This window comes from Actinophytocola gossypii (genome assembly GCF_025165815.1).
GTDB classification, from domain to species: Bacteria; Actinomycetota; Actinomycetes; order Mycobacteriales; family Pseudonocardiaceae; genus Actinophytocola; species Actinophytocola gossypii.
In genome coordinates this window covers 195,129-219,518 of the sequence record NZ_JAFFZE010000009.1, presented here as the reverse complement: position 1 = coordinate 219,518, position 24,390 = coordinate 195,129, and the positions used below count along the sequence as shown (strand labels likewise).

22 protein-coding genes are annotated in these 24,390 nt (G+C 70.6%); 15 read left to right on the top strand and 7 right to left on the bottom strand.

Features of this window, described 5'->3' with window-relative positions; translation table 11 throughout:
- Positions 1-8: 8 nt before the first annotated feature.
- The 4 genes from JT362_RS09320 to JT362_RS09305 are packed head-to-tail and all read right to left on the bottom strand — an operon-like array spanning position 9 to position 3,624.
- Positions 9-323: a non-heme iron oxygenase ferredoxin subunit gene (locus tag JT362_RS09320; RefSeq protein WP_260190672.1), complete on the bottom strand. Its 315-nt coding sequence runs from the start codon at positions 321-323 to the stop codon at positions 9-11.
- Positions 320-1,480 carry a Fe-S cluster assembly protein SufD gene (gene sufD, locus JT362_RS09315; RefSeq protein WP_260190671.1) on the bottom strand — a complete coding sequence of 387 codons (1,161 nt, stop codon included), beginning with the start codon at positions 1,478-1,480 and terminating at the stop codon, positions 320-322. The genes JT362_RS09320 and sufD overlap by 4 nt, the downstream gene beginning before the upstream one ends.
- Positions 1,481-2,923 carry a Fe-S cluster assembly protein SufB gene (gene sufB / locus JT362_RS09310; protein WP_260190670.1) on the bottom strand — a complete coding sequence of 481 codons (1,443 nt, stop codon included), beginning with the start codon at positions 2,921-2,923 and terminating at the stop codon, positions 1,481-1,483. It lies immediately after the preceding gene.
- Positions 2,920-3,624: a helix-turn-helix transcriptional regulator gene (locus JT362_RS09305; protein WP_260190669.1), complete on the bottom strand. Its 705-nt coding sequence runs from the start codon at positions 3,622-3,624 to the stop codon at positions 2,920-2,922. Before JT362_RS09305 ends, sufB begins: the two co-directional genes overlap by 4 nt.
- A gap of 109 nt (positions 3,625-3,733) precedes the next feature.
- Between JT362_RS09305 and mptB the strand changes: the two genes are divergently transcribed.
- Positions 3,734-5,323 (top strand): polyprenol phosphomannose-dependent alpha 1,6 mannosyltransferase MptB, encoded by a 1,590-nt coding sequence (gene mptB / locus JT362_RS09300; RefSeq protein ID WP_260190667.1) that lies wholly within the window; start codon positions 3,734-3,736, stop codon positions 5,321-5,323.
- A 66-nt stretch (positions 5,324-5,389) separates the two neighbouring features.
- On the opposite strand, the gene JT362_RS09295 is transcribed toward mptB, so the two are convergent.
- Positions 5,390-6,571: an arylsulfotransferase family protein gene (locus tag JT362_RS09295; RefSeq protein ID WP_260190665.1), complete on the bottom strand. Its 1,182-nt coding sequence runs from the start codon at positions 6,569-6,571 to the stop codon at positions 5,390-5,392.
- A gap of 220 nt (positions 6,572-6,791) precedes the next feature.
- On the opposite strand from JT362_RS09295, the gene JT362_RS09290 reads away from it, so the two are divergent.
- From JT362_RS09290 to JT362_RS09270, 5 genes are all read left to right on the top strand, one after another.
- On the top strand, positions 6,792-7,724 hold the full coding sequence (locus tag JT362_RS09290) for an ABC transporter ATP-binding protein (RefSeq protein ID WP_260190664.1): 933 nt from the start codon (positions 6,792-6,794) through the stop codon (positions 7,722-7,724).
- 56 nt (positions 7,725-7,780) lie between these two features.
- The gene (locus JT362_RS09285) at positions 7,781-8,497 is read left to right on the top strand and encodes an ABC transporter permease (protein WP_260191034.1); all 717 of its coding nucleotides are present in this window, start codon (positions 7,781-7,783) and stop codon (positions 8,495-8,497) included.
- A gap of 112 nt (positions 8,498-8,609) precedes the next feature.
- Positions 8,610-9,539, top strand: a complete 930-nt coding sequence (locus JT362_RS09280; RefSeq protein WP_260190663.1) for a COX15/CtaA family protein — start codon at positions 8,610-8,612, stop codon at positions 9,537-9,539.
- An 84-nt stretch (positions 9,540-9,623) separates the two neighbouring features.
- A complete protein-coding gene (locus JT362_RS09275; RefSeq protein ID WP_260191033.1) occupies positions 9,624-10,574 on the top strand; it encodes an acyl-CoA desaturase in 951 nt (316 codons plus the stop codon).
- A gap of 41 nt (positions 10,575-10,615) precedes the next feature.
- On the top strand, positions 10,616-11,590 hold the full coding sequence (locus JT362_RS09270) for a quinone oxidoreductase family protein (protein WP_260190661.1): 975 nt from the start codon (positions 10,616-10,618) through the stop codon (positions 11,588-11,590).
- Positions 11,591-11,608: 18 nt separating this feature from the next.
- Here JT362_RS09270 and JT362_RS09265 read toward each other — a convergent pair whose 3' ends face one another.
- Positions 11,609-12,172 carry an FKBP-type peptidyl-prolyl cis-trans isomerase gene (locus JT362_RS09265; RefSeq protein ID WP_260190660.1) on the bottom strand — a complete coding sequence of 188 codons (564 nt, stop codon included), beginning with the start codon at positions 12,170-12,172 and terminating at the stop codon, positions 11,609-11,611.
- 147 nt (positions 12,173-12,319) lie between these two features.
- Between JT362_RS09265 and JT362_RS09260 the strand changes: the two genes are divergently transcribed.
- The 3 genes from JT362_RS09260 to JT362_RS09250 all read left to right on the top strand — a co-directional run bounded on the left by JT362_RS09260 (position 12,320) and on the right by JT362_RS09250 (position 14,762).
- Positions 12,320-13,321, top strand: a complete 1,002-nt coding sequence (locus tag JT362_RS09260) for a hypothetical protein (RefSeq protein ID WP_260190658.1) — start codon at positions 12,320-12,322, stop codon at positions 13,319-13,321.
- Positions 13,322-13,326: 5 nt separating this feature from the next.
- Positions 13,327-13,965 carry a hypothetical protein gene (locus JT362_RS09255; protein WP_260190657.1) on the top strand — a complete coding sequence of 213 codons (639 nt, stop codon included), beginning with the start codon at positions 13,327-13,329 and terminating at the stop codon, positions 13,963-13,965.
- 113 nt (positions 13,966-14,078) lie between these two features.
- Positions 14,079-14,762: an HD domain-containing protein gene (locus JT362_RS09250; protein ID WP_260190656.1), complete on the top strand. Its 684-nt coding sequence runs from the start codon at positions 14,079-14,081 to the stop codon at positions 14,760-14,762.
- Positions 14,763-14,908: 146 nt separating this feature from the next.
- Here the strand turns inward: JT362_RS09250 and JT362_RS09245 are convergent, their stop codons facing one another.
- Positions 14,909-15,859 carry a heme o synthase gene (locus JT362_RS09245; RefSeq protein ID WP_260190655.1) on the bottom strand — a complete coding sequence of 317 codons (951 nt, stop codon included), beginning with the start codon at positions 15,857-15,859 and terminating at the stop codon, positions 14,909-14,911.
- A gap of 188 nt (positions 15,860-16,047) precedes the next feature.
- Here JT362_RS09245 and tkt point away from each other — a divergent pair, with 188 nt between their 5' ends.
- From tkt to pgl, 6 genes are read left to right on the top strand one after another with little or no spacing between them, the layout of a single operon-like run.
- Positions 16,048-18,159, top strand: coding sequence for a transketolase (gene tkt / locus JT362_RS09240; RefSeq protein ID WP_260190654.1), 2,112 nt, complete (start codon positions 16,048-16,050; stop codon positions 18,157-18,159).
- Positions 18,153-19,274, top strand: a complete 1,122-nt coding sequence (gene tal, locus JT362_RS09235; protein WP_260191032.1) for a transaldolase — start codon at positions 18,153-18,155, stop codon at positions 19,272-19,274. Before tkt ends, tal begins: the two co-directional genes overlap by 7 nt.
- 9 nt (positions 19,275-19,283) lie before the next feature.
- Positions 19,284-20,912: a phosphoglucose isomerase-related protein gene (locus JT362_RS09230; protein ID WP_260190653.1), complete on the top strand. Its 1,629-nt coding sequence runs from the start codon at positions 19,284-19,286 to the stop codon at positions 20,910-20,912.
- Positions 20,909-22,438 (top strand): glucose-6-phosphate dehydrogenase, encoded by a 1,530-nt coding sequence (zwf, locus tag JT362_RS09225; RefSeq protein WP_260190652.1) that lies wholly within the window; start codon positions 20,909-20,911, stop codon positions 22,436-22,438. The genes JT362_RS09230 and zwf overlap by 4 nt, the downstream gene beginning before the upstream one ends.
- A complete protein-coding gene (gene opcA / locus JT362_RS09220) occupies positions 22,435-23,439 on the top strand; it encodes a glucose-6-phosphate dehydrogenase assembly protein OpcA (protein WP_260190651.1) in 1,005 nt (334 codons plus the stop codon). Before zwf ends, opcA begins: the two co-directional genes overlap by 4 nt.
- The gene (gene pgl, locus JT362_RS09215; protein WP_260190650.1) at positions 23,436-24,152 is read left to right on the top strand and encodes a 6-phosphogluconolactonase; all 717 of its coding nucleotides are present in this window, start codon (positions 23,436-23,438) and stop codon (positions 24,150-24,152) included. Before opcA ends, pgl begins: the two co-directional genes overlap by 4 nt.
- The last annotated feature ends 238 nt before the right edge of the window (positions 24,153-24,390 follow it).

The following is a 24,390-nucleotide window of genomic DNA, read 5'->3' as shown; positions in this document are numbered from 1 at the left end:
TCAGAAGTTCAGTTCGTGGTGGTGGTGACGTCCACGTGGACCTCACCGTCGCGGATCTCGACCGGGAACACGTCGACCGGCTCGGTGGCCGGCGGGGAGGACGGCTCCCCGGTACGCAGGTCGAAGCACGACCCGTGCAGCCAGCACTCGATGCCCTTGCGGGTCAGCTCGCCCTCGGACAGCTGCAACGTGGCGTGCGAGCACTCGTCGCGCAGCGCGTGCACGGTCTCGCCCTGGCGCACGAGCACGACCGGCTCGCCGTCGACCTCGACGCCGATCGGCTTGCCCTCGTCCAGGTCGGACAGCGCACACGCGCGACTCATGCCCCGACCGCCTCGAGCTCCGCCTCGATGGCCGCTTCCAGCCGCTCCCGGATCTCCGGAACGCCGATCTTCATCAGCAGCTCGTGGAAGAAGCCACGCACGACCAGCCGGCGCGCCACCCCCTCCGGGATGCCGCGGGCCCGCAGGTAGAACAGCTGCTCGTCGTCGAACCGGCCGGTGGCGCTGGCGTGACCGGCGCCGGCGATCTCGCCGGTCTCGATCTCCAGGTTCGGCACCGAGTCGGCGCGGGCGCCCTCGGTGAGCACCAGGTTCCGGTTCAGCTCGAAGGTCTCGGTGCCCTCGGCGGCCGCGCGGATCAGCACGTCGCCGATCCAGACCGTCCTGGCGTCGTCGCCCTGCAGCGCGCCCTTGTAGACCACGTTCGACTTGCAGTTCGGCTGGGCGTGGTCGGCGAAGGTGCGCAGCTCCATGTGCTGGCCGGCGTCGGCGAAGTACAGGCCGTTCAGCTCGGCGTCGCCGCCCGGGCCGGCGTAGGTCACGGTCGGGCTGACCCGGACCAGGTCGCCGCCGAGCGCCACGAGGTGGTGGCGCAGGGTCGCGTCCCGGCCGAGCTTCGTGTGGTGCGCGGAGACCTGCACCGCGTCGTCGGCCCAGTCGTGCACGCTGACCACGGTGAGCTTGGCGCCGTCGGCGACCAGGATCTCCACGTTGTCGGCGACGGTGCCGCTGCCCCGGTGGTCGAGCACCACGACGGCCTCGGCGAACTGCTCGGCCCGCACCTGCAGGTGCCCGTAGGCGACCTGGCCCTCGCCCGGCCCGGTGACGGTCACCGTGGTGACGCCAGCCTGGACCTCCTTGGGCACGGTGATGACCGTGGCCTCGGTGAACGACGTGTACGCCTGGGCCGCGATCCGGTCGGCCGGCGTGCCCGCCTGGCCGAGCCGGTCGTCGTCGCGGCCGACGGTCTCGACGCGCACGTCGGCACCGTCGACCTCGACCGACAGCGAGCCGGTGGCGACCGCGGTGCCGTCGTGCAGCCCGCGGAGGCGCTTCATCGGCGTGAAGCGCCAGATCTCCTCACGCCCACCCGGGACCTCGAACGCCTCGACGTCGAACGAGGCGAACTGCTCGGCCCGGGAGGACGCGGGGACGACCGCCCCGTGCGAGTGGGGTGTCTGTGCAACAGCCTGGCTCATTTAGCCGACGGCCCCTTCCATCTGCAGCTCGATGAGCCGGTTCAGTTCCAGCGCGTACTCCATGGGCAGCTCGCGGGCGATCGGCTCGACGAAGCCGCGCACGACCATCGCCATCGCCTCGTCCTCGGTCAGGCCGCGGGACATCAGGTAGAACAGCTGGTCCTCGCTGACCTTCGAGACGGTCGCCTCGTGGCCCATGGACACGTCGTCGGTGCGGATGTCCACGTACGGGTAGGTGTCGCTGCGGCTGATCTGGTCGACCAGCAGCGCGTCGCACTTCACCGTGGACGCCGCGTGGTGCGCCCGCTTGGCCACCTTGACCAGGCCTCGGTAGGAGGTCCGGCCGCCACCGCGGGCCACCGACTTCGACACGATCGTCGAGGAGGTGTGCGGCGCGAGGTGCTCCATCTTGGCGCCCGCGTCCTGGTGCTGGCCCTCGCCGGCGAACGCGATCGACAGGACCTCGCCCTTGGCGTGCTCGCCCATCAGGAACACCGACGGGTACTTCATGGTGACCTTGGAGCCGATGTTGCCGTCGATCCACTCCATGGTCGCGCCCTCTTCGGCCTTGGCGCGCTTGGTGACCAGGTTGTAGACGTTGTTCGACCAGTTCTGGATGGTCGTGTACCGGCAGCGGCCGCCCTTCTTGACGACGATCTCGACGACCGCGGAGTGCAGCGAGTCCGACGAGTAGATCGGCGCGGTGCAGCCCTCGACGTAGTGCACGTAGGCGCCCTCGTCGACGATGATCAGGGTCCGCTCGAACTGGCCCATGTTCTCGGTGTTGATCCGGAAGTAGGCCTGCAGCGGGATCTCCACGTGCACGCCCTTCGGCACGTAGATGAACGAGCCGCCGGACCACACGGCACCGTTGAGCGCGGAGAACTTGTTGTCACCGTGCGGGATGACCGAGCCGTAGTACTCCTCGAACAGCTCCGGGTGCTCCTTGAGCGCGGTGTCGGTGTCGAGGAAGATCACGCCCTGCTTCTCGAGCTCCTCGTTGATCTTGTGGTAGACCACCTCGGACTCGTACTGGGCGGCGACGCCGGCCACCAGGCGGGCCTTCTCGGCCTCCGGGATGCCCAGCTTGTCGTAGGTGTTCTTGATGTCCTCGGGCAGGTCCTCCCAGCTCTGGGCCTGCTTCTCGGTGGAGCGCACGAAGTACTTGATGGCGTCGAAGTCGATGCCGGACAGGTCGGCGCCCCAGTTCGGCATCGGCTTGCGGTCGAACAGCCGCAGCGCCTTGAGGCGGGACTCGAGCATCCACTCGGGCTCGCCCTTCTTGGCGGAGATGTCCCTGACGACGGCCTCGGACAGGCCGCGCTGCGCACTGGAACCGGCGACGTCGGAGTCGGCCCAGCCGAACTGGTACTTGCCCAGCGTGGCGAGGGTCTCCTCCTGGGTCAGCGGCGGCGAACCCGCGCGCTCCGGGGCGGAAGTCATGAAGGCGTCCCTTCGGTCGTGGTGGTGCGTGCCTGATCGGCGTGTTCGGAGCCGCCGAGCGGTACGTGTGTGGTGCACGCGGCGTCCCCGCGCGCGATGGTCGAGAGCCGCTGTACGTGTGTGCCGAGCAGGTCGGCGAAGACCTCCGTCTCGACCTCGCACAGCTGGGGGAACTCCGCGGCGACGTGGGCCACCGGGCAGTGGTGCTGACACAGCTGCTCCCCTGTCCCGACCCGCCGCGTCGACGCAGCGTATCCCTCTCTCGTGAGCGCGGCCGCGAGGGCCTTCGCCCGCTCGGCCAGCTCCGTCTTGTCGGTGACCGACGGACGGTGCGGGTCGACCAGGGAGGCCACCCGACGCTCGGCGAACTCCCGGACGGCGGACTCGCCCCCACCCTCGGCGACGAACCGGATCGCCGCGATGGCGAGGTCGTCGTAGGCGTGGCCGAACCTGGCCCGTCCGGTCTCGGTGAGCAGCCACAGCTTGGCCGGCCGCCCGCGGCCCCGCTGACCGCGCCGGGGCGCGTCGCGGAACTCCGCCTCACCGTTGGCGACGAGGGTGTCGAGATGCCGGCGTACGGCCGCCGGGCTGAGCCCGAGCGTCTCGGCGACCGCGGCCGCCGTGATCGGGCCCTCCTGCAGCAGCAACCGCGCCACACCATGCCTGGTGCGGCCCTCGGTGAGCTGCTGCTCGTTTTTCACAACACCAGTGTGTCCTATTTCCGGATGGACGGCAAAGACGGGGCCGGTCGAGGTGAGCGGGCTCACCACTCATCGGGGTGGATACGCTTCCCTGGTGGCGGGAGACACGGTGCGTGATGAGGTGGACGAGCGGGTGGTTGACCCCGCCGGCCCGCTGGACACGCGCGAGCGACGCCAGCTGGACGTGATCCGGCGGTTCGGCACGATCGGCGCGCTGTTGCTGGCCGTCGGCTCGCTGGGAGCTGGCGCGGCGCCGGTGTTCAACCCGGTGTGGCGGCTCCCGGTGCTCGGCATGTTCAGCCGGATGACCACGGTGTCGCTGACCATCGCGTTCACCGGCGTGTTCATGATCGTGCTCGCCTGGCTGGCCCTGGGGCGGCTGTCGCTGCCGGGCCGGGCGCGGATGGTGTCGCTGCCGCAGATGGGCAGGACCCTGGCGATGTGGACCACGCCGCTGGTGTTCACGGTCCCGATGTTCTCCAAGGACGTCTACAGCTACCTGGCGCAGAGCGAGATCGCCGCCAGGGGCCTCGACCCGTACACGGTCGGCCCGGCCGAGGGCCTCGGCATCGACGACGACCTGACCAGGGGCGTGCCGACGATGTGGCGGGAGACGCCGTCGCCTTACGGACCGCTGTTCCTGACCGTGGGCAAGGCCATCAACTGGATCACCGGCAACCACGTGGTGATGGGGGTCGCGTTCCACCGGCTGCTCGCCCTGGTCGGGTTCGCGATGATCGTGTGGGCGCTGCCCCGGCTGGCCAGGCGCTTCGGCATCAACCCGGTGAGCGCGCTGTGGCTGGGCGCGGCGAACCCGCTGGTGCTGTTCCACCTGGTCGTCGGCATCCACAACGAGTCGCTGGCCATCGGCCTGATGCTGGTCGGCGTCGAGCTGGCGCTGCGCGGGATGCCCCGCACCCGGCCGGGCGGGCCGTTCCCGCCGTGGCAGTCCGGCGAGCTGCTCTGGTACGGCATCGGCGCCGCGGTGATCACGCTGGGCGCGGCGGTGAAGATCCCCGCCGCGCTGGCCCTCGGGTTCCTCGGCGTGATGATCGCCAGACGGCTCGGCGGCCGGTGGAAACACGTGTTGGGCGTGGCCGGCGGGCTGGCGGTGGTCTTCCTCTCCGTGCTGACGATCACGTCGCTCGGCAGCGGCCTCGGCTACGGCTGGGTGTCGACGCTGAACACGGCGAGCGCGGTGAAGTCGTGGATGGCCCCGATGACCGCGCTCGGCTTCGGCGCGGGCGGGCTCGGCATCCTGCTCGGGCTCGGCAACCACATCGACGCGGCGATCACGGTCAGCCGGATGGTCGGCACGCTGCTCGGGCCGCTGCTGGCCGCGAAGCTGCTGCTGGACAGCCTGAGGTGGCGGCTGCGGCCGATGATCGGGCTCGGCGCGGCGCTGGGTGCGGTGCTGGTGTTCGGGGCGACCGTGCAGCCGTGGTACCTGCTGTGGGCGGCGCTGCCGCTGGCGGTGGCGGCAGGCGACATCCGGTTCCGCACGATGGCCACCGCGATCAGCGCCGGGTTCGCCGTCGCGCTGCCACCGACGGGCAGCACGTTCGACGGCCGGGCCTACCAGCTCCCGTACGCCTACGCGGGGGCGGTGATCGTCGTCGCCCTTGCGTTGTTCGTGGTCAGGCGGCACATCCCGACCAACCTGCGGCGACGACCGGAAACCGTCGGTGTCGCCGGTTAGGGTCGACGTCCCGCGGTGTTCGTGAGCTGGGCGAGCCACCCGGACTCGCCCAGCTCACGCCTACCGTCAACCGGCGATTCGATATGAGCGGTAGCTGAACGCGGGCAGCTTCGCGTCGAACACCAGGTTGCCCGCGGGGTCGAACTCGGACATCCGTGGCTCGATTCCCCAGCCGACGAACGTGTTCCCGTTCGGCAGTCCATGGCAATTGCCCGCCGCGAAGCTGGAGATGCCCTCGGGGTGAACCACCTCGCGCTTGAGGCTCACCCTGCCTTTTCGCTCGTCGACATGAAGCCAGATCACCCGGCTGCTCGGCCGGTCGACGGTTTCCCCGTTGCTCGCGTTGTCGAACAGCCGCATCGTGTGCGGGCTCACCATCTGCGCATCGTGCTGCCAGGTGAACGAGACGTCCCGATCGATGCCGAAGTCGCTGCGCTTGCCGCCCATCTGCCACACGACCCGGCCGGTCCGGAGGTTGATCTTGTACACCGCACAGGTGTGCCGTGCGGAGATCAGCATGTGGTCCCTGTCGACCGGGAAGATCGAGTTGATGTGGAAGTAGTCGAAGCCGAAGTCGTTGAGCTCGTTCGGCTCCGGTGACCAGTAGCTGTCCGTGATCGGGATGTGGTCGCTGGCCCGCCACGACCGCAGCACCTGCTGGCTGGCGAGGTCCACCTCCACCACCAGCGAGTCGTACAGGACGCCGTCCTGCTCACCGCCAACCGGACGCAGGTCGTACGGGATCGGCTGGTAGACGCAGTGCAACCCGGTGTTCCACGGGCTGATGAGGAACTCGTGCAGGTCCGGGCGCCACCCCGGGCTGACCTCATCGACCGAGTGTTTGATGTCGAACGACATGTCGGACACGTTGGCCCGACCGCCGATCCGCTGGTCGGGTACCACCTCCCACCAGGTCAGCACCTTGTTGCCCTGGTAGTTCTGCATCCGGAAATCGGCGTTCATGTAGGTTGCCGGCCGGTGCTGTGTCGTCGTTCCGTGCCGGTCGGCCACGATCAGCCCCTGGGAAGTGTAGTAAATATTTCCCGGAGCAGCGCTCGGAAGATCGGTGAGCACCGTCATCTGCGGCGTTCCGACAATGGTCGCGGACCGCTCGTGCCGTTGCCGCAACCCTTCCGCACTACCGCGGCCGACCGTGGTTCCGGCCGTGGTTCCGGCCGCACCAACTCCGGCTACCACGGCAAATCGGCCCATATTCCGCAGCAAAGCGCGGCGATCCATTGTTGGCATGAACTACTCCGTTGCAACAGCGGACGTGGTTTGACCACGAATCCTAGAGCGATATCGATCACCGGGTAGTCGGCTATATTCCCGGGCTCGATGGGAATACGTCCCGGACGATTTCCTCGTTTTCCCGTCGGCGTGTGACCGGGCGTTCGGCAGCACCGTCGGGCGAGACCGGCCGCGACCCGGGTCCGCCGCCGAACGGCCACGTCATAGCCTTAGTGCCGTGAGTGCCACCCCTGTCCCAGCCGTGGACGTCTCGGGACTGGTCAAGCGCTTCGGCCCGACGACCGCGGTGGATGGCCTGAGCCTGCGACTGGACCAGGGCACGGTGCTCGCGCTGCTCGGCCCGAACGGCGCGGGCAAGACGACCACGGTGGAGATCTGCGAGGGCTTCCTGCGCCGCGACGCCGGCTCGGTGCGTGTGCTCGGCCTCGACCCGGCGACCAGCGGTGACCGGCTGCGCCCGCGCGTCGGCGTGATGCCGCAGGGCGGCGGCGCCTACCCGGGGGTGCGCGCGGAGGAGATGCTGACGCTGGTCGCGGCGTGCGCGGCGAACCCGCTGTCCCCGGCCTGGCTGCTGGACGTGCTCGGCCTGGAGTCGGCCCGCCGCACCCCGTACAAGCGGCTCTCCGGGGGCCAGCAGCAGCGGCTGTCGCTGGCGTGCGCGCTGGTGGGCCGCCCGGAGCTGGTGTTCCTGGACGAGCCGACGGCCGGGCTGGACCCGCAGGCCAGGCGGCTGGTGTGGGAGCTGGTGGCCGCGCTGCGGGCCGACGGCGTCAGCGTGCTGCTCACCACGCACGTGATGGAGGAGGCCGAGGAGCTGGCCGACCACGTGGTGATCATCGACAAGGGCCGGGTGGTGGCCGAGGGCAGCCCGCGGCAGCTCACCGCCGAGCAGCCGGACGCGGCACGGCTGCGTTTCCGGGCCACACCGGGGCTGGACACCAGCGAGCTGTGCGCCGCGCTGCCGAACGGCTGCCGGATCGACGAGCCGTCGCCTGGCGCGTACCAGCTGTCCGGGCGGGTGGACCCGCAGGTGGTGTCGGCGGTGACCGCGTGGTGCGCGCGGCAGGGCGTGCTGGCCGAGGAACTGCACGTCGGCAGGCGGAGCCTGGAGGACGTGTTCCTCGAGCTGACGGGACGGGAGCTGCGGTGACCACCTTCCCCGCCGGGACGTTCGCGCCCGCGCCAGGACGTGGCCGGGTCGGCCGGATGTTGGCCACGCACGCGCGCACCGAGGCGGTGCTGACGCTGCGCAACAGCGAGCAGATCCTGCTGACGCTGCTGATCCCGCTGGCGTTGCTGGTTGGCCTGACCCTGCTGACGATCTTCTCGCTGCCCGAGCCGAGGGTCGACTCGGTGGCACCGCGGATCTTCGCGCTGGCGGTGATGTCGTCCGCGTTCACCGGCCAGGCGATCGCCCTCGGCTTCGACCGCCGCTACGGCGTGGTGAAACGGCTCGCCGCGACCGCACTGCCCCGCTGGCTGCTGCTCGCGGGCCGCACGAGCGCCGCGTTCGTCGTGGTCGCCGTCCAACTGGTCGTACTCGGCGTGGTGGCCGCCGCCCTCGGCTGGTCCCCCTCCGCGACCGGCATCGTCTGGGCCGTCCTGCTGGTGGTGCTCGGCACCCTGTCCTTCGGCGCCCTCGGCGTCCTGCTCGGCGGCGCCCTCAAGGCCGAGATCGTCCTGGCCCTGGCGAACCTGGTGTGGTTCGTGCTCCTGCTGGCCGGCGGCATCGCCGTCCCGGCGAGTTCCATGCCCGGCCCGCTCGCCGACATCGTGACGTTCCTCCCGTCCGGTGCCCTGGCCGAGGGCCTGCACACCGCCCTCACCGACGGCACCGCCCCCCACTGGACCGTCTTCGCCACCCTCCTGGCCTGGGGCGGCGCGGCAGGCGCCCTGGCCACCCGCACCACCAAACTCGCCTGACCCCGCGAGTCGTACGCTCCCGTCGCGCGAGTCGTACGCTCCCGTCGCGGGTGGCGGGTACGTGGCGGTACCCGCGACCGGTGGCACCGGGTCGCTTCCATACCATCGTCTGGTGTCGTTCGCATCGCTGAAGGCCCGGATCGACCGGCTGCCCACCCCCAGCTACCGGCTCCAGGTCGGCGTCGCGATCGCGGTGGTCGCGACGCAGGCGCTGATCGCCATGACCGGGGCCATCGTCCGGGTCACCGGCTCCGGGCTCGGCTGCCCGACCTGGCCGCAGTGCCACGACGGCAGCATGGTGCCCGTCGAGCACCCCGAGTTCGCGATGCTGAACCAGTGGATCGAGTTCGGCAACCGCCTGTTCACCGGGCTCGTCGGGATCATCGCCGGAGCCGCGTTCGTGCTCGCCTACCTGCACCGGCCCCGCGACAAGCGGTACCTGCGCCTGGCGCTCGCCATGCCCGTCGGCGTCGTCGTCCAGGCCGCCATCGGCGGGATCACCGTCCGGCTGGACCTGCTCTGGTGGACCGTGGCCATCCACCTGCTGGCCTCCACGGTCATGGTCTGGCTGGCCACGCTCCTGGTGCACGCCGTGCCGCGCGGGCAGGAGCCGGCCGGTCGCGGCCCCCGGCTGCTGTACGTGCCGACCGCGCTGCTCGTCGGCGTCCTCGTCACCGGCACGATGGTCACCGGCGCCGGCCCACACGGCGGCGATCCGGAGACCCCGCGGTTCGACCTGCCGGTGGAGACGCTGGCGCACGTGCACGCGGCCATGCTCTACACGTTCCTCGGCTCGCTGGTGCTGGTCGGCTTCTGGCTGCGCGGCACCGCGAACCCGCCGTGGCGGCGCTACCAGGTCCTGCTCGCCGTCGTGGTCGCCCAGGGCGCGATCGGGCTCGTCCAGTTCTGGACCGGGGTGCCGGAACTGCTGGTGTCGCTGCACGTGCTCGGCGCGATGTGCGTGATCGTCGCCACCGCGTCGCTGTGGTGTGGGGTCCGGGTCGCCCGGCCGCTGGTGGCGAAAGCGACGCCGACGACCTAACGTGGACGGCGAACCTACGGCTACGTAACCGTAGGAACGCGTTGACAGGCCGCGTCCCGGCCGAGATACGAGGTCATCGAACCCATCACCTCCACCCTGTCGCCCACGCGCGAAAAACATTCCCCGAAACCGCTGATCGGTCGCCGGCGCTCGCTGCCGGAGACGTTCCTCGTCAAGCTGTTCATCCTCGTCCCCTTCACCGCGCTGGTCGCCGCCGTTCCGCTGGCCTGGGGTTGGGGCCTCGGCTGGACCGACCTCGGCGTCGCCGCCGGGTTCTACCTGGTCTCCGCGCTCGGCGTGACCGTCGGCTACCACCGCTACTTCACCCACGGCTCGTTCAAGGCCAACCGGCCGCTGCGCATCGCGCTCGCCGTCGCCGGCGGGCTCGCCGCCCAGGGCTCGGTCATCGCCTGGGTCGCCGATCACCGGCGCCACCACGCGTTCTCCGACCGCGAGGGCGACCCGCACTCCCCCTGGCTGTTCGGCACCAGCGCCCGTGCCCTGGCCAAGGGCTTCTGGCACGCGCACATGGGCTGGCTGTTCGAGCGGGACGTCACCAACTCCGAGCGGTTCGCCCCTGACCTGCTCGCCGACCGCGACATTCGCACCGTGGACCGGCTGTTCATCCCGCTGACGGTGGTCAGCGTCGCGCTGCCGGGCGTGCTCGGCGGGCTGATCACGATGTCCTGGTGGGGCGCGGTCACCGCGTTCTTCTGGGGCGGCCTGGTGCGCATCGCGTTCCTGCACCACGTGACCTGGTCGGTGAACTCGATCTGCCACATGGTGGGCTCCCGGCCGTTCACCAGCCGCGACAAGGCCGCCAACTTCTGGCCGCTGGCGCTGCTGTCCATGGGCGAGTCGTGGCACAACTCCCACCACGCGGACCCGACCGGCGCCCGGCACGGCGTGCTGCGCGGCCAGCTCGACATCTCCGCGCGGGTCATCTGGATCTTCGAGAAGTTCGGCTGGGCGACCAACGTCCGCTGGCCCAAACCAGAACGGCTCGCCGCGAAACGCACGGCCGCCGCGCGCTAGGGTCCGGGGAGGTTTCCCTGGACCAGGCGGAGGAACGAGACGTGGTCGAAGCGGTAGTGGTGCGCGCCAACGGCGGACCGGAGGTACTGGAGCTCGCGCGGGTGGAGCCGCGCACGCCCGGTGCCGGCGAGTTGCTGGTGGACGTGCGCGCCGCCGGCGTGAACTACATCGACACCTATCAGCGGCGTGGGATCTACCCCGTCGACCTGCCGTTCACCCTCGGCAAGGAGGGCGCCGGCGTGGTCGCCGCGGTCGGCGAGGACGTCACCGGTTTCGCCGTCGGTGACCACGTCGCGTGGGCCGAGGCACCCGGGTCCTACGCCGGGCAGGTGGTCGTGTCGGCCGCCATGGCGTTCCCGGTGCCGGCCGACGTCACGGACGAGACCGCGGCGGCGGCCATGCTGCAGGGCCTCACCGCGCACTACCTGGTCACCTCCACCTACTCGGTCAAGCCGGGCGACACCGTGCTGGTGCACGCCGCGGCAGGCGGGGTGGGGCTGCTGCTCACCCAGCTCGCGAAGGCCCGCGGCGGCAGGGTGATCGGCACCGTGTCGACCGCCGAGAAGGAGGCACTGGCCCGGGAGGCGGGCGCCGACGAGGTGATCCGCTACACCGAGACCGACTTCGCCGACGAGGTGGACCGGATCACCGGCGGCGCGGGGGTGGCGGCGGTCTACGACGGCGTCGGCAAGGACACCTTCGACCGGAGCATGGCCTGCCTGGCGCCACGCGGCATGCTGGCCCTGTTCGGCGCGTCCAGCGGCCCGGTGCCGCCGGTCGACCCGCAGCGGCTCAACGCGGGCGGCTCGCTGTTCCTCACCCGCCCCACGCTGGCGCACCACCTCGCGACGCCGGAGGAGTTCCGCCGACGCTGCGACGAGCTGTTCTCGGCCATCTCGGCCGGCCGGCTGAACGTGCGGATCGGCGGGCGCTACCCGCTGGCCGAGGCCCGCCGCGCCCACGAGGACCTCGAGGGCCGGCGGACCACCGGGAAGCTGCTGCTCATCCCCGGCTGATCCGCCGGCCGCGTCAGGTCAGGGTGCGGTGATCTCGACGGCGTCGACCACGAACACCAGGGTCTCGTCCTGCAGCTCGTTGCCGGAGCCGGCGTAGGCCATGTCCGGCGGGGCGACGATCAGGCGCCGGCCGCCCTGGCGCATGCCGACGAGGCCCTGGTTCCACGCCTCGATCATCCCGACCCCGATGGAGTCGATCGGCAGCGGGGACTGGCCGTACGAGGCCTCGACCTCCTCGCCGGTGGACCACGCGGTGAGCGCGTAGTGCGCCTGCATCGCGCCGCCCTCGGCGGCCTCGGGGCCGTCGCCGGGCGCGAGGTCCTCGACGATCAGCTCGGTCGGCGCGGAGCAGTCCTCTGGCAGGGTCACCGTCGGCTTCTCCCCCGGCGCGCCCTCGACCTGGATGTCGGCGGCCGTGCACTCGGGGGCGTCCGGATCGGCGGACCGCTCGGGCGCGGCCGGCTCGGAGAACGTCTGGGTGTCGCCCGGGGGTTCGTCGGACGCCTGGTCCTGGCTGACACAGCCGGTGACGGTCAGCGCTGCCGCCGCCACGACGACGAGGATCTTGCTCACGTTGCGCATGGTTCGCGAGCCTACGGTAACCGCTCCGGGTCACCCTTTTCGCCTATATCTCCTGGGACAACGGCGAGGTAGAGTTACTGCCCGCACTCGATCATATACGTAGCGCGTTCGACCGATGGGGTGCGTCGCTCAAGGAGGTGGTGCCCGTTGAACGCGGAAGGCAAAGGCCTCCGCAAGAACCCGATCCAAGAGATCTTCTGGACTAGAACCGGCCTCCTACTCCTGATCTTGTTGGTGACATCGGGCCTGACCATGGTCGCCTCGAGCGCCATGGCTCCCGGGACGGGGAAGAATCTGGTCACGGCCGTGGCCACCGGGACCCTCGTCTCCGCGATCGTCGGCTTCGGCCAGACCCTGATCACCGCGACCGCGACCCAGCGGGCCATGCTCACGCCGATCGTCGAGGAAAGCCGCCAGGCGCTGCGTGACCTGTCCGCCGAGTACCGATCGATGAACCGGGAGTTCTTCCCCACGCACGTGTTCGAGCCGACGGCCGAACCCAACCCCGTGTTCAACCGGTTGATGATGCAGGACCTGCAGAACACGCGGCAGTACCTGTTCCGCGGTTTCTCCGGGCGGCACGCGGCCGCTCGACTCCTGTTGTCGCGAGCGGAGTGGGAGTTCCGGGCGGTGGTCTCCGATCCCGGGAATCTGTCCGGAATAAGCGGTAGGGCGCGTTATCTGATCCGTCAGTCGGCGGCCGACGTCGATCACGACACGATCAACGCCCAACTGCTCGAGGAGATCCGAATCGGTCTGGTCGGCCTGTACCTGGCGCGGAGCAGGTGCACCAGGATGGAGGTGACGGTGATCTCCGACCCACCGATCGACCGGTTGGAGATCTTCGACGAGAGCGTCTGGGTGACGCTCTACAGCGATGCCAGGACGACCAGTCAGTACCCGCGCACGCTGCGGTTCACCGAGGGGTCGTTCATCTACGCCATGGAACGGGCGGAGTTCGTGCGCATTTCCGCGTCGCGGCACGCCCAGCACCTGGTGATCACGCCGAACACGACCCGCGAGGAGTTCATCGCGGAGTTCGAGAAGGTCACCGGGACCACACTGACCGAAGAGGAGTTCCTGGAGTTGAACGCCGAGTTCTACAACTTCCTCCGGGAGTTCTCCGTGACCGCGGAATTGGGGAGCTGATAACCGTGCCCCTACGGGTTTCCGCCCTGGGCGAGCTGGCCGAGCAGCTGAGCACGGCCGAGTTCGACCTGGCCCAGCAGTGGGACCGTGTCGACAAGTGGTTCGGGACCTGGGCCGAGCAGCCGGGTCTGCGCATGAACCTGCGACACCACCTGCTCGAACTACCCAACGACCAGGCCGAGGCCGTCATCAAGCGGTCCAGGGAGACGACCACGCACTTCGCGTGGTGCCTGCGGGACCGGCCCGACGAGCCGTTCACGTTCTGGCTGCACGAGTACAAGGAGCAGCGGGACTGGCGGCAGGGCTACGCGGACTCGGTGCACAACCACCGCTACCACTTCTGCACGACGATCCTGCGTGGCGGCTACCTGCACGAACGCTACGCGGCGACGATCCATCCGGGGACCGAGCTGATCAACGCGGCCGAGCTCGTGCGGAGCACGCCGTGTCCGGTCGGCGCCTCCGGCTCGCTGCTGGCGTCGGACTTCCACCGGATCCCCCGGGCGGCGGAGAGCACGATGACGTTCCTGGTGAAGTCGCGCCAGGTGACGCCGTGGAGCCTGTCCTACGACCCGGAGACCCAGGAGAGCCACCGCCACGTGCCGGTCGAGACGAGGCTGGAGCACCTGGCGAAACGACTGTGACCCATCCGGACTGAGCTGAAGGGAGCCTTCGGAGGCAGACACACCCCACACGCGGCGTTTACCATCTCTTCACAACCGCGCCCCTCGAGGCCCGGTTGTTGGGGAGGCACGCCATGCACACCGAGAACGCCGCGACGGTGCGCTCCGCCGTGCCCGCGGCCGCGATCGCGATCGTCGACGCCCAGGTACGCACCCTGTGCGCGCACTACGCCAAGCGGTTGCCGTTCCACGGCTGGCACCACGTGAGCTTCGTCCGTGCCAAGGCGGTGCGCTTCGCCACGGCGAACGGCGCGGAGGTGAGCGTGGTCGAGACGGCGGCGCTGGTGCACGACGTGAACTACCTGGTCCGGCGCAACTCCTCGGCCGCGGCCGGTGGCAGGCTCCGCCAGGACGTCCTGGCCGACGCCGGCGTCGCCGAGGACGTGGCGGCGTGGATCGAACGCATCGTCGTCGAGGCCGAGATGGCCAACCGCGGCCCGGACATCTCCCTGGAAGCCCAGGCGTTGTCGGACGCCGACACCCTGTTCAAGGCGCTCCCGGTGACCCCCGTCATGCTGTCCCACCGCTACCTGGCCGAGAACGGCATCACCCTACGCGAACTGGCCGACAAGATCGTCGGCGAACAACAGGACAAGCACGACGAGGGCTACTACTTCTACAACGCCGAGGCCGCCGCCACGTACTCCCGCTGGGCGGCGACGAACCTGATGCTCTGGCAACACATCCGCGAGTCCCTCGACGACCACGACGTGACCGAGCTGCTGGCCGCCGTCAACGCCCACGCCTCAGCGTCCTAGATGACCCGCCGCCGAGGTAGCCCGCACCCGCTGCCGTGGCGACAACCACCGTCCCGGTCACCGACCTACTCCCCGAAACCCACGTCTGGGCCGACCACCTCGCGTGACCTCTCCGTGACCTTCCAGAAGCCGGTCCGCTGGTCACGTCAGAACGGCAGGCCGAGGACCGGGAGAGACAGGGCCGAGTCGACGGCCAGGGCGACGAACACCAGCGTCAGGTACGTGTTCGACATGTGGAACAGCTTCATCGGCTGGCCGGGCTCGCCGCGCCGGACCGCCGCGTACAGGCGGTGGGCGACCACGAGGAACCACGCACCAACGCCGACCGCGAACGCCGTGTACATCCAGCCGGTCGCGGGCACGAGGAGCAGCGTCCACACGACCATCACCCACGAGTAGGTGAGGATCTGCCGCGCCACCCGCTGCGCCGTGGTGACCACCGGCAGCATCGGCACGCCGGCCCGTGCGTAGTCCTCCTTGAACCGCATCGCCAGCGCCCAGAAGTGCGGCGGCGTCCAGAAGAAGATCACGCCGAACATCACCAGTGCCGGCCACTCGATACCGCCGGTCACCGCCGACCACCCGATCACCACCGGCATGCAACCGGCCGCCCCGCCCCACACGATGTTCTGCGCGGTGCGCCGCTTCAGAACCATTGTGTAGATCAGTACGTAGAACAGGATGGCGGCCACCGACAGGCACGCGGCCAACAGGTTCGTCGTCGGCCACAGCCAGGCGAACGACAGCACACCCAGCACCACACCGAACACGAGCGCGCGACGAGGAGGCACCTGATGCCTGGGCAGCGGCCGCGCCGACGTCCGCTTCATCACCGCGTCGATGTCGGCGTCGGCCACGCAGTTCAGGGCGTTCGCGGACGCCGCGGCCATCGTGCCGCCGAACAGCGTGGCGAACACCAGCCACGGCGACGGGACGCCACGCTCCGCGAGCATCATCGCCGGCACGGTGGTCACCAGCAGGAGTTCGATGATCCGCGGCTTCGTCAGCGCGACGTACGCCAGCAGTACGTCCCTGCGACGGCGCGGCCCACGAGCGGCACCTTGATCGGCACCACGGACGGCGCTCACCGGCGGCATGTGGCTCCCCATGGTCAGTTCGGCAACGCCTCGCATGGTAGCCGCGTGACCATGGACGGCCGCCCGCGGGTGGTTTTGACTAGGCTGTCCCTGACGAGGGACGACGAGGGGACGACGCCCGGTGGATCTTCCGCGACACGCGGGCGGCTCGCACGTTTGGAACGCCGAGAAAATGGGAGCCTGACTCCGTGTCCATCAGTACTGACGAACTCACCCGACTGACCACACAGCGCGTCCCGGACGACTGGACCGACCTCGACAAGCGTGCCGTCGACACGATTCGCGTCCTCGCCGCGGACGCCGTGCAGAACCGCGGCAGCGGTCACCCCGGCACCGCGATGAGCCTCGCCCCGCTCGCCTACGCGCTCTACCAGCGGGTCATGCGCCACGACCCGACCGACCCGGACTGGATCGGCCGGGACCGGTTCGTGCTCTCCGCAGGCCACTCCAGCCTCACCCTCTACCTGCAGCTCTTCCTGTCCGGCTACGGCCTGGAGATCGAGGACATCGAGGCGCTCCGGAAGTGGGGCTCGCTGACCCCGGGCCACCCGGAGCACGGCCACACCGCAGGCGTCGAGATCACCACCGGGCCGCTCGGCCAGGGCATCGCATCCGCGGTCGGCATGGCGATGGCCGCCCGCCGCGAGCGCGGACTGTTCGATCCGGACGCCGCGCCGGGCGAGAGTGTCTTCGACCACCACATCTACGTCGTCTGCTCGGACGGCGACATCGAGGAGGGTGTCTCGTCCGAGGCCTCCTCGATCGCCGGCCGCCAGGAGCTGGGCAACCTCATCGTCTTCTACGACGACAACAAGATCTCCATCGAGGACGACACCAACATCGCCCTCTCCGAGGACACCGCCGCCCGCTACGAGGCCTACGGCTGGCACGTCCAGGTCGTCGAGGGCGGCGAGGACGTCAGCGCGATCCTGGCCGCCGTCGAGGCCGCCAGGCGGGAGACCACGCGCCCGTCGTTCATCCTGCTCAAGACGGTGATCGGCTACCCGGCGCCGAACAAGATGAACACCGGCAAGGCGCACGGCGCCGCGCTGGGCGACGAGGAGGTCGCCGAGGTCAAGAAGATCCTCGGCTTCGACCCGGAGCAGAAGTTCGTCGTCGAGGAGAAGGTGCTCACGCACACCCGGATGGTCGTCGAGCGCGGCAAGCAGGCGCACGCCGAGTGGCAGGTGGAGTTCGACGCCTGGTCCCGCGCCAACCCGGAGCGCAAGGCCCTCCTCGACCGGGCCACCGCCTACCGGCTGCCGGACGGCTGGGCCGACGCCCTGCCCACCTGGGAGCCCACCGAGAAGGGCCCGGCCACCCGCAAGGCGTCCGGCGAGGTGCTCAGCGCACTGGCCGACGTGCTGCCCGAGCTGTGGGGTGGCTCCGCGGACCTCGCCGAGTCCAACAACACCACGATGAAGGGCGCCGACTCGTTCGGCCCGGTCGGTGCCACCACGAAGGAGTTCACCGCGCAGCCCTACGGCCGCACGCTGCACTTCGGCGTCCGTGAGCACGCGATGGGCTCGATCCTCAACGGCATCGTGCTGCACGGCCCGACCCGCCCGTACGGCGCGACGTTCCTGGTGTTCAGCGACTACATGCGACCGCCGGTGCGCCTGGCCGCGCTGCAGAAACTGCCGGTCACCTACGTGTGGACGCACGACTCGATCGGCCTCGGCGAGGACGGCCCGACCCACCAGCCGATCGAGCACCTGGCCGCGCTGCGTGCCATCCCCGACCTGGTGATCGTCCGACCGGGTGACGCCAACGAGACGGCGGCCGCCTGGCGGGCCACGCTGGAACAGTCCAGCCACCCGGTCGGCATGGCGCTGACCAGGCAGAACCTGCCCGTACTGGAGGGCACCCGGGAGCTGGCCGCCGAGGGGGTCAAGCGCGGCGGGTACGTGCTTGCGGACGCCTCCGGCGGGGTACCCGAGGTGGTGCTCGTCGCCACCGGCTCCGAGCTGCAGATGGCGGTCGAGGCACGGAAGATCCTCGAGGCGGACGGCGTTGCCACGAGGGTGGTTTCGATGCCGTCGGTGGAGTGGTTCGACGCACAGGACCAGGCCTACCGCGACAGCGTGATCCCGCCCACCGTGCGCGCGCGGGTCGCGGTCGAGGCCGGGATCGCGCAGCCGTGGCACCGGTTCGTCGGCGACGCGGGCGAGGTCGTCTCCATCGAGCACTTCGGCGCGTCGGCCGACTACCAGACCCTGTTCGAGAAGTTCGGGTTCACCTCGGAGGCGGTCGTGTCGGCGGCGCGCCGCACCCTCAAGCGACTGGAAGGGCAATCATGACCGACAAGCTCGCCCAGCTTTCCGACGCCGGCGTGTCCATCTGGCTGGACGACGTCTCCCGGCGCCGGCTCAACTCCGGCAACCTCGCGGGGCTGATCCGCGACAAGCACGTGGTCGGCGTCACCAGCAACCCGACGATCTTCGCCAAGGCGGTGTCCGAGGCGGCCGACTACGACGAGCAGGTCCGCGACCTGGCCGCCCGCGGCGCGTCGCTGGACGCCGCCGTGCGCGAGATCACCACCACCGACATCCGCAACGCCTGCGACCTGTTCCGGGACGTGTGGCAGGCCACCGGCGGCGTCGACGGCCGGGTGTCGATCGAGGTCGACCCCCGGCTGGCGCACGAGACCGACAAGACGGTCGCCGAGGCGCTCGACCTGTGGAAGACCGTCGACCGGCCGAACCTGCTGGTGAAGATCCCGGCCACCTCGGCCGGCCTGCCGGCGATCACCCGCACGCTCGCCGAGGGCGTCAGCGTCAACGTCACGCTGATCTTCTCGGTCGAGCGGTACCGGGAGGTCATGGCCGCGTTCGTGGACGGGCTGGAGCAGGCCAAGGCCAACGGGCACGACGTGTCCACACTGGTCTCGGTCGCCTCGTTCTTCGTGTCCCGTGTGGACACCGAGGTCGACAAGCGACTGGACGCGCTCGCCACCGACGAGGCGAAGGCGTTGCGCGGCAAGGCGGCCGTGGCCAACGCGCGCCTGGCCTACGCCGCGTTCCAGGAGTTCTTCACCGGCGACCGGTGGAACGCCCTGGTGAACGACGGCGCCAAGCCGCAGCGTCCACTGTGGGCGTCGACCGGGGTGAAGAACCCGGACTACTCCCCCACCCTCTACGTCGACGAGCTGGTCGTCGCCGACACGGTGAACACGATGCCGGAGGCCACGCTGCACGCGGCCGCCGAGCACAGCGTGCTGCGCGGCGACACGGTCACCGGCACCGCGGCCGAGGCGCAGCAGGTGTTCGACGACCTGGCGAACGTGGGCATCGACATCACCGACGTTTTCCTGACACTCGAGAACGAGGGCGTAGACAAGTTCGAGAAGTCATGGGAAGAGCTGCTCGACACCGTCGGCGGGCAGCTGAAGGCCGCGAGCTCGACAGGGAGCTGAGACAAGCAGATGACCGTGGAGAAGCCGGAGGGGCGACCGGGATCCGCTCAGGAGGGCCTCCTCGCCGAGACCACGCCGCTGATCGAGCAGCTGGTCGCGGACAAGGTCGCCTCCCGGCTGATGGCGCAGGACGCAACGCTGTGGGGGCCGGAGGCCGAGTCCGAGGCGTCCGTCCGGCTGGCCTGGACCAGGCTGCACGAGACGTCCGAGCCGTTGCTCGGGGAGATCGCGGAGCTGCGCGGCCAGCTGCACGCCGAGGGGGTCAACCGGGTCGTGCTGGCCGGCATGGGCGGGTCGTCGCTCGCCCCGGAGGTGATCACGAACACCGCCGGCCGGCCGCTGATCGTGCTGGACACCACCGATCCCGGCCAGGTCGCCGACGCGCTCGAGGGTGACCTGACCAGCACCGTGCTGGTGGTGTCGTCCAAGTCGGGGTCCACCGTGGAGACCGACAGCCACCGGCGGATCTTCACCGAGGCGTTCGCGGCGGAGGGCATCGACGCCGCGTCCCGGATCGTCGTGGTCACCGACCCCGGCTCGCCGCTGGCGAAGGAGGCCGAGGAGGCCGGCTACCGCAAGGTGTTCCTCGCCGACCCGAACGTCGGCGGCCGGTACTCGGCGCTGACCGCGTTCGGGCTGGTGCCGGCCGGGCTGGCCGGCGTCGACCTGCGAACACTGCTCGGCGACGCCGCGAACACCGCGGCCGACCTCGCACGGGACAGCGCCGAGAACCCGGCGGTGCTGCTGGCCGCCGTGCTCGGCGCCGCGCACACGCGGGGCGCCGAGAAGGTCGTGCTGGCCGACACCGGCTCGGGCATCAAGGGCTTCGGCGACTGGGCCGAGCAGCTCATCGCCGAGTCCACCGGCAAGGACGGCACCGGCCTGCTGCCGGTGGTCGTCGAGGCGCCGGACAGTCCGGGCTTCGCCGACGCCGGCACGGACGCCACCCGGGTCGCGATCGGCCAGAGCGACGACACGACGATGCTGGCCACGTCCGGTTCCCTGGGCGGGCTGTTCCTGGTGTGGGAGTTCGCCACCGCGATGGTGGGCAGGCTGCTCGGGATCAACCCGTTCGACCAGCCCGACGTGGAGGCGGCGAAGAAGGCGGCCCGCTCGCTGCTCGACTCGCCGACCGACGACGACGGCGGCGCGCCGGTGTTCACCGACGGCCCGGTCGAGGTGTACGCCTCGGCCGGTCTGCTGTCGGAGGTCACCTCGACGCTCGGCGTGGCGCTGGGCGCGCTGCTGGACGCCACCCCGGAGCACGGCTACCTCGCGGTCCAGGCCTACCTGGACCGGATCGCGGACGCGTCGGCGGTGCTGCTGCGCGCGGAGCTGGCCCGGCGCACCGGCATGCAGACCACGTTCGGCTGGGGGCCGAGGTTCCTGCACTCCACCGGCCAGTACCACAAGGGCGGCCACCAGAACGGGGCGTTCCTGCAGATCACCGGCGCGGTGACCGACGACCTGCAGGTGCCCGGCCGCCCGTACACGCTCGGCACGCTGCAGCGCGCGCAGGCCCTCGGCGACGGGCAGGTGCTCGCCGACCACGGGCGCCCGGTGCTGCGGTTGCACTTCACCGATCGGGCCGCTGGTCTGGCCCACTTGGTCAAAGCCGTTCAGGAGGTTGGGGCTTGACTCGCACCTTCCAGAACCCGCTGCGCGACGAGCGGGACAAGAGGCTGCCCACGATCGCCGGCCCGTGCGGCCTGGTGATCTTCGGCGTCACCGGTGACCTGTCGCGCAAGAAGCTGATGCCGGCGATCTACGACCTGGCGAACCGGGGCCTGCTGCCGCCGGGCTTCTCGCTGGTCGGGTTCGCCCGCCGGGACTGGGCCGACGAGGACTTCGGCCAGGTCGTGCACGACGCGGTCAAGAAGTACGCGCGGACGCCGTTCCGCGAGTCGATCTGGAACCAGCTGGCCGAGGGCTGCCGGTTCGTGCAGGGCTCGTTCGACGACGACAACGCCTTCGACAACCTGGCCAAGTGCATCGAGGACCTGGACCAGGTCCGCGGCACGGCCGGCAACCACGCGTTCTACCTGTCGATCCCGCCGGCCGCGTTCCCGGTGGTGATCAAGCAGCTGGCGCGTACCGGGCTCGCCGACCAGCACCCGGACCAGTGGCGCCGGGTGGTCATCGAGAAGCCGTTCGGGCACGACCTGGCCAGCGCCAAGGAGCTCAACGAGATCGTCAACGACGTCTTCCCCGAGGAGTCGGTGTTCCGCATCGACCACTACCTCGGCAAGGAGACGGTGCAGAACATCCTGGCGTTGCGGTTCGCCAACCAGCTGTTCGAGCCGGTCTGGAACGGCAACTACGTCGACCACGTGCAGATCACCATGGCCGAGGACATCGGCCTCGGCGGGCGCGCGGGCTACTACGACGGCATCGGCGCGGCCCGGGACGTCATCCAGAACCACCTGCTGCAGCTGCTCGCGCTGGTCGCGATGGAGGAGCCGGTCTCGTTCGACCCGAGGGCGGTGCGCGCGGAGAAGGCGAAGATCCTGGCCGCCACCACGCCGGTGCAGCCGTTCGCCGAGACCACCGCGCGCGGCCAGTACACCGGCGGCTGGCAGGGCGGGCAGAAGGTGCCCGGCCTGCTGCAGGAGGAGGGCTTCGCGAAGGACTCGATCACCGAGACCTTCGCCGCGATCACCCTCGCGGTGGAGACCCGCCGCTGGGCCGGGGTGCCGTTCTACCTGCGCACCGGCAAGCGGCTGGGCCGCAAGGTCACCGAGATCGCGGTGGTGTTCAAGCGCGCGCCGCACCTGCCCTTCGACGACACCGCCACCGAGGAGCTCGGCCAGAACGCGCTGGTGTTCCGGGTGCAGCCGGACGAGGGCGTGACCATGCGGTTCGGCTCGAAGGTCCCCGGCTCCACCATGGAGGTGCGGGACGTGTCGATGGACTTCAGCTACGGGCACTCGTTCACCGAGTCCTCGCCGGAGGCCTACGAGCGGCTGATCCTGGACATGCTGCTCGGCGAGCCGTCGCTGTTCCCGATGAACGACGAGGTCGAGCGGTCCTGGGAGATCCTGGACCCGATCATCGACGCCTGGCGCTCGTCGGGCCGTCCGGAGCCCTACCGGGCCGGCACGTGGGGGCCGGACTCGGCGACCACGATGCTGTCCCGCACCGGCCGACACTGGAGGCGCCCGTGATCATCGACCTCCCGGCGACCACGACGTCGCAGGTGAACAGCAAGCTCGTGCAGCTGCGGGAACAGGGCGGCGCGAACACCATCGGCCGGGTGCTCACGCTGGTGATCGTCACCGACGACAGCGAGCGCACCGAGGACGTCATCGACGCGGCGAACCACGCGAGCCGGGAGCACCCGTGCCGGGTGATCGTGGTGGCGCGCGGCGCGAAGAAGGCGTCGGCCAGGCTGGACGCGCAGATCCGGGTCGGCGGCGACGCGGGCGCGAGCGAGGTCGTGGTGCTGCGGCTCTACGGCCCGCTGGCCAACGAGGGCGCGTCGGTCGTGGTGCCGCTGCTGCTGCCGGACGCGCCCGTGGTGGCCTGGTGGCCGTTCGAGGCGCCGCCGGTGCCGGCCCAGGACCCGATCGGCCAGTTGGCGACGCGCCGGATCACCGACGCGGCCACGGCCAGGAACCCGAACCGGGCGCTGGAGGCGCGGGCGAAGTCGTACACGCACGGCGACACCGACCTGGCGTGGACCAGGCTGACGCTGTGGCGGGCCGTGCTGGCCTCCGCGCTGGACCTGCCGCCGTACGAGCGGGTGACCGGCGCGACGGTGAGTGGCGAGGCCGACTCGCCGTCGGCCGACCTGCTCGCGGCGTGGCTGGCGGCGCGGCTGCGGCTGCCGGTGCGGCGGGTGAAGGCGCGGTCCGGACCGGGGATCGTCAAGGTGGAGCTGGAGCGCCGGTCGGGTGCGGTGGAGCTGAGCCGCCCGGACGGCGCGATCGGTGAGCTGAACCAGCCTGGCCAACCGGCGCGGCGGGTGGCGCTGCAACGGCGGCAGGTGCGGGACTGCCTCGCCGAGGAGCTGCGCCGGCTCGACCCGGACGAGATCTACGAGTCCGCGCTCAAGGCGCTGGGCAAGGTCGACCGAGGTGGCCGCACGACGGCCAAGAAGCCGCCGGCGCGCAAGAAGGTGCCCGCCACCCCGAGGGCCAAGGCGAAGGCCGAGGCCGGTTCGTGACCGTCCTGGTCCACCGCACCCCGGAGCTGCTCGCCGCGGCCACCGCGGCCCGTCTGGTGACCGCGCTGGTCGACGCGCAGGCCGCGCACGGCACGGCGTCGGTCGTACTGACCGGCGGCCGCACCGGCGGCGCCGTGCTCGAGCAGGTGCGGGCGTCCCCCGCGCGGGACGCCGTGGACTGGTCCCGGGTGGACGTCTACTGGGGCGACGAGCGCTTCCTGCCGGCGGGCGACCCGGAGCGCAACGAGACACAGGCTCGCGCGGCGCTGCTCGACCACGTGCCGGTCGACCCCGCGCGGGTGCACGCGATGGCCCCGTCCGACGGCGAGTTCGGCGACGACCCGGACGCCGCGGCCGTCGCGTACGCCGACATCCTCGGCCCGACGCCGACGTTCGACGTGTGCCTGCTCGGCGTCGGCGAGGAGGGGCACACGGCGTCGATCTTCCCGGACTCCCCCGCCGTGCACGAGACCGAGCGCACGGTGGTGGCGGTGCGCGACTGCCCGAAGCCGCCGCCGACGCGGGTGAGCCTGACCCTGCCGACGATCCGCCGGTCGGCGCAGGTGTGGCTGATGACGACCGGCGCGGGCAAGGCCGAGGCCGTGGCGTCGGCGCTGGGCGGTGCCGGCGAGGTGGAGCTGCCCGCCGCCGGCGCCCGCGGCCGGGACAGGACCCTCTGGCTGCTCGACGAAGCCGCCGCTCACCTGGCGTGACGACCGGCCGGTGTCCGGCAACTGGTGATTTGCTCCAGCACAGGAATGTGTAATGAAACGTCCCGTCCGGACGATACCTCTGTCTTTACTTGACACGGGGCAACTCCGGAGGGAGGCCGATCATGTCGCCAAGGCAACCGGCCGAGCATCGCCAGACCGTGTCTGTCGGGGCTGAGCTACCGCGCCAGCGCGCGAGCTCACCCGAGCCTGCCATACGGGCGGCGGGCTCGCCAGTCGA

Coding starts and splice junctions, on each gene's coding strand:
- JT362_RS09320 (WP_260190672.1), bottom strand. CDS start 323: ATGAGTCGCGCGTGTGCGCTGTCCGACCTGGACGAGGGCAAGCCGATC.
- JT362_RS09295 (WP_260190665.1), bottom strand. CDS start 6,571: ATGCCAACAATGGATCGCCGCGCTTTGCTGCGGAATATGGGCCGATTT.
- JT362_RS09285 (WP_260191034.1), top strand. CDS start 7,781: ATGTTGGCCACGCACGCGCGCACCGAGGCGGTGCTGACGCTGCGCAAC.
- JT362_RS09265 (WP_260190660.1), bottom strand. CDS start 12,172: ATGCGCAACGTGAGCAAGATCCTCGTCGTCGTGGCGGCGGCAGCGCTG.
- JT362_RS09245 (WP_260190655.1), bottom strand. CDS start 15,859: ATGCCGCCGGTGAGCGCCGTCCGTGGTGCCGATCAAGGTGCCGCTCGT.
- sufB (WP_260190670.1), bottom strand. CDS start 2,923: ATGACTTCCGCCCCGGAGCGCGCGGGTTCGCCGCCGCTGACCCAGGAG.
- sufD (WP_260190671.1), bottom strand. CDS start 1,480: ATGAGCCAGGCTGTTGCACAGACACCCCACTCGCACGGGGCGGTCGTC.
- JT362_RS09250 (WP_260190656.1), top strand. CDS start 14,079: ATGCACACCGAGAACGCCGCGACGGTGCGCTCCGCCGTGCCCGCGGCC.
- JT362_RS09230 (WP_260190653.1), top strand. CDS start 19,284: ATGACCGTGGAGAAGCCGGAGGGGCGACCGGGATCCGCTCAGGAGGGC.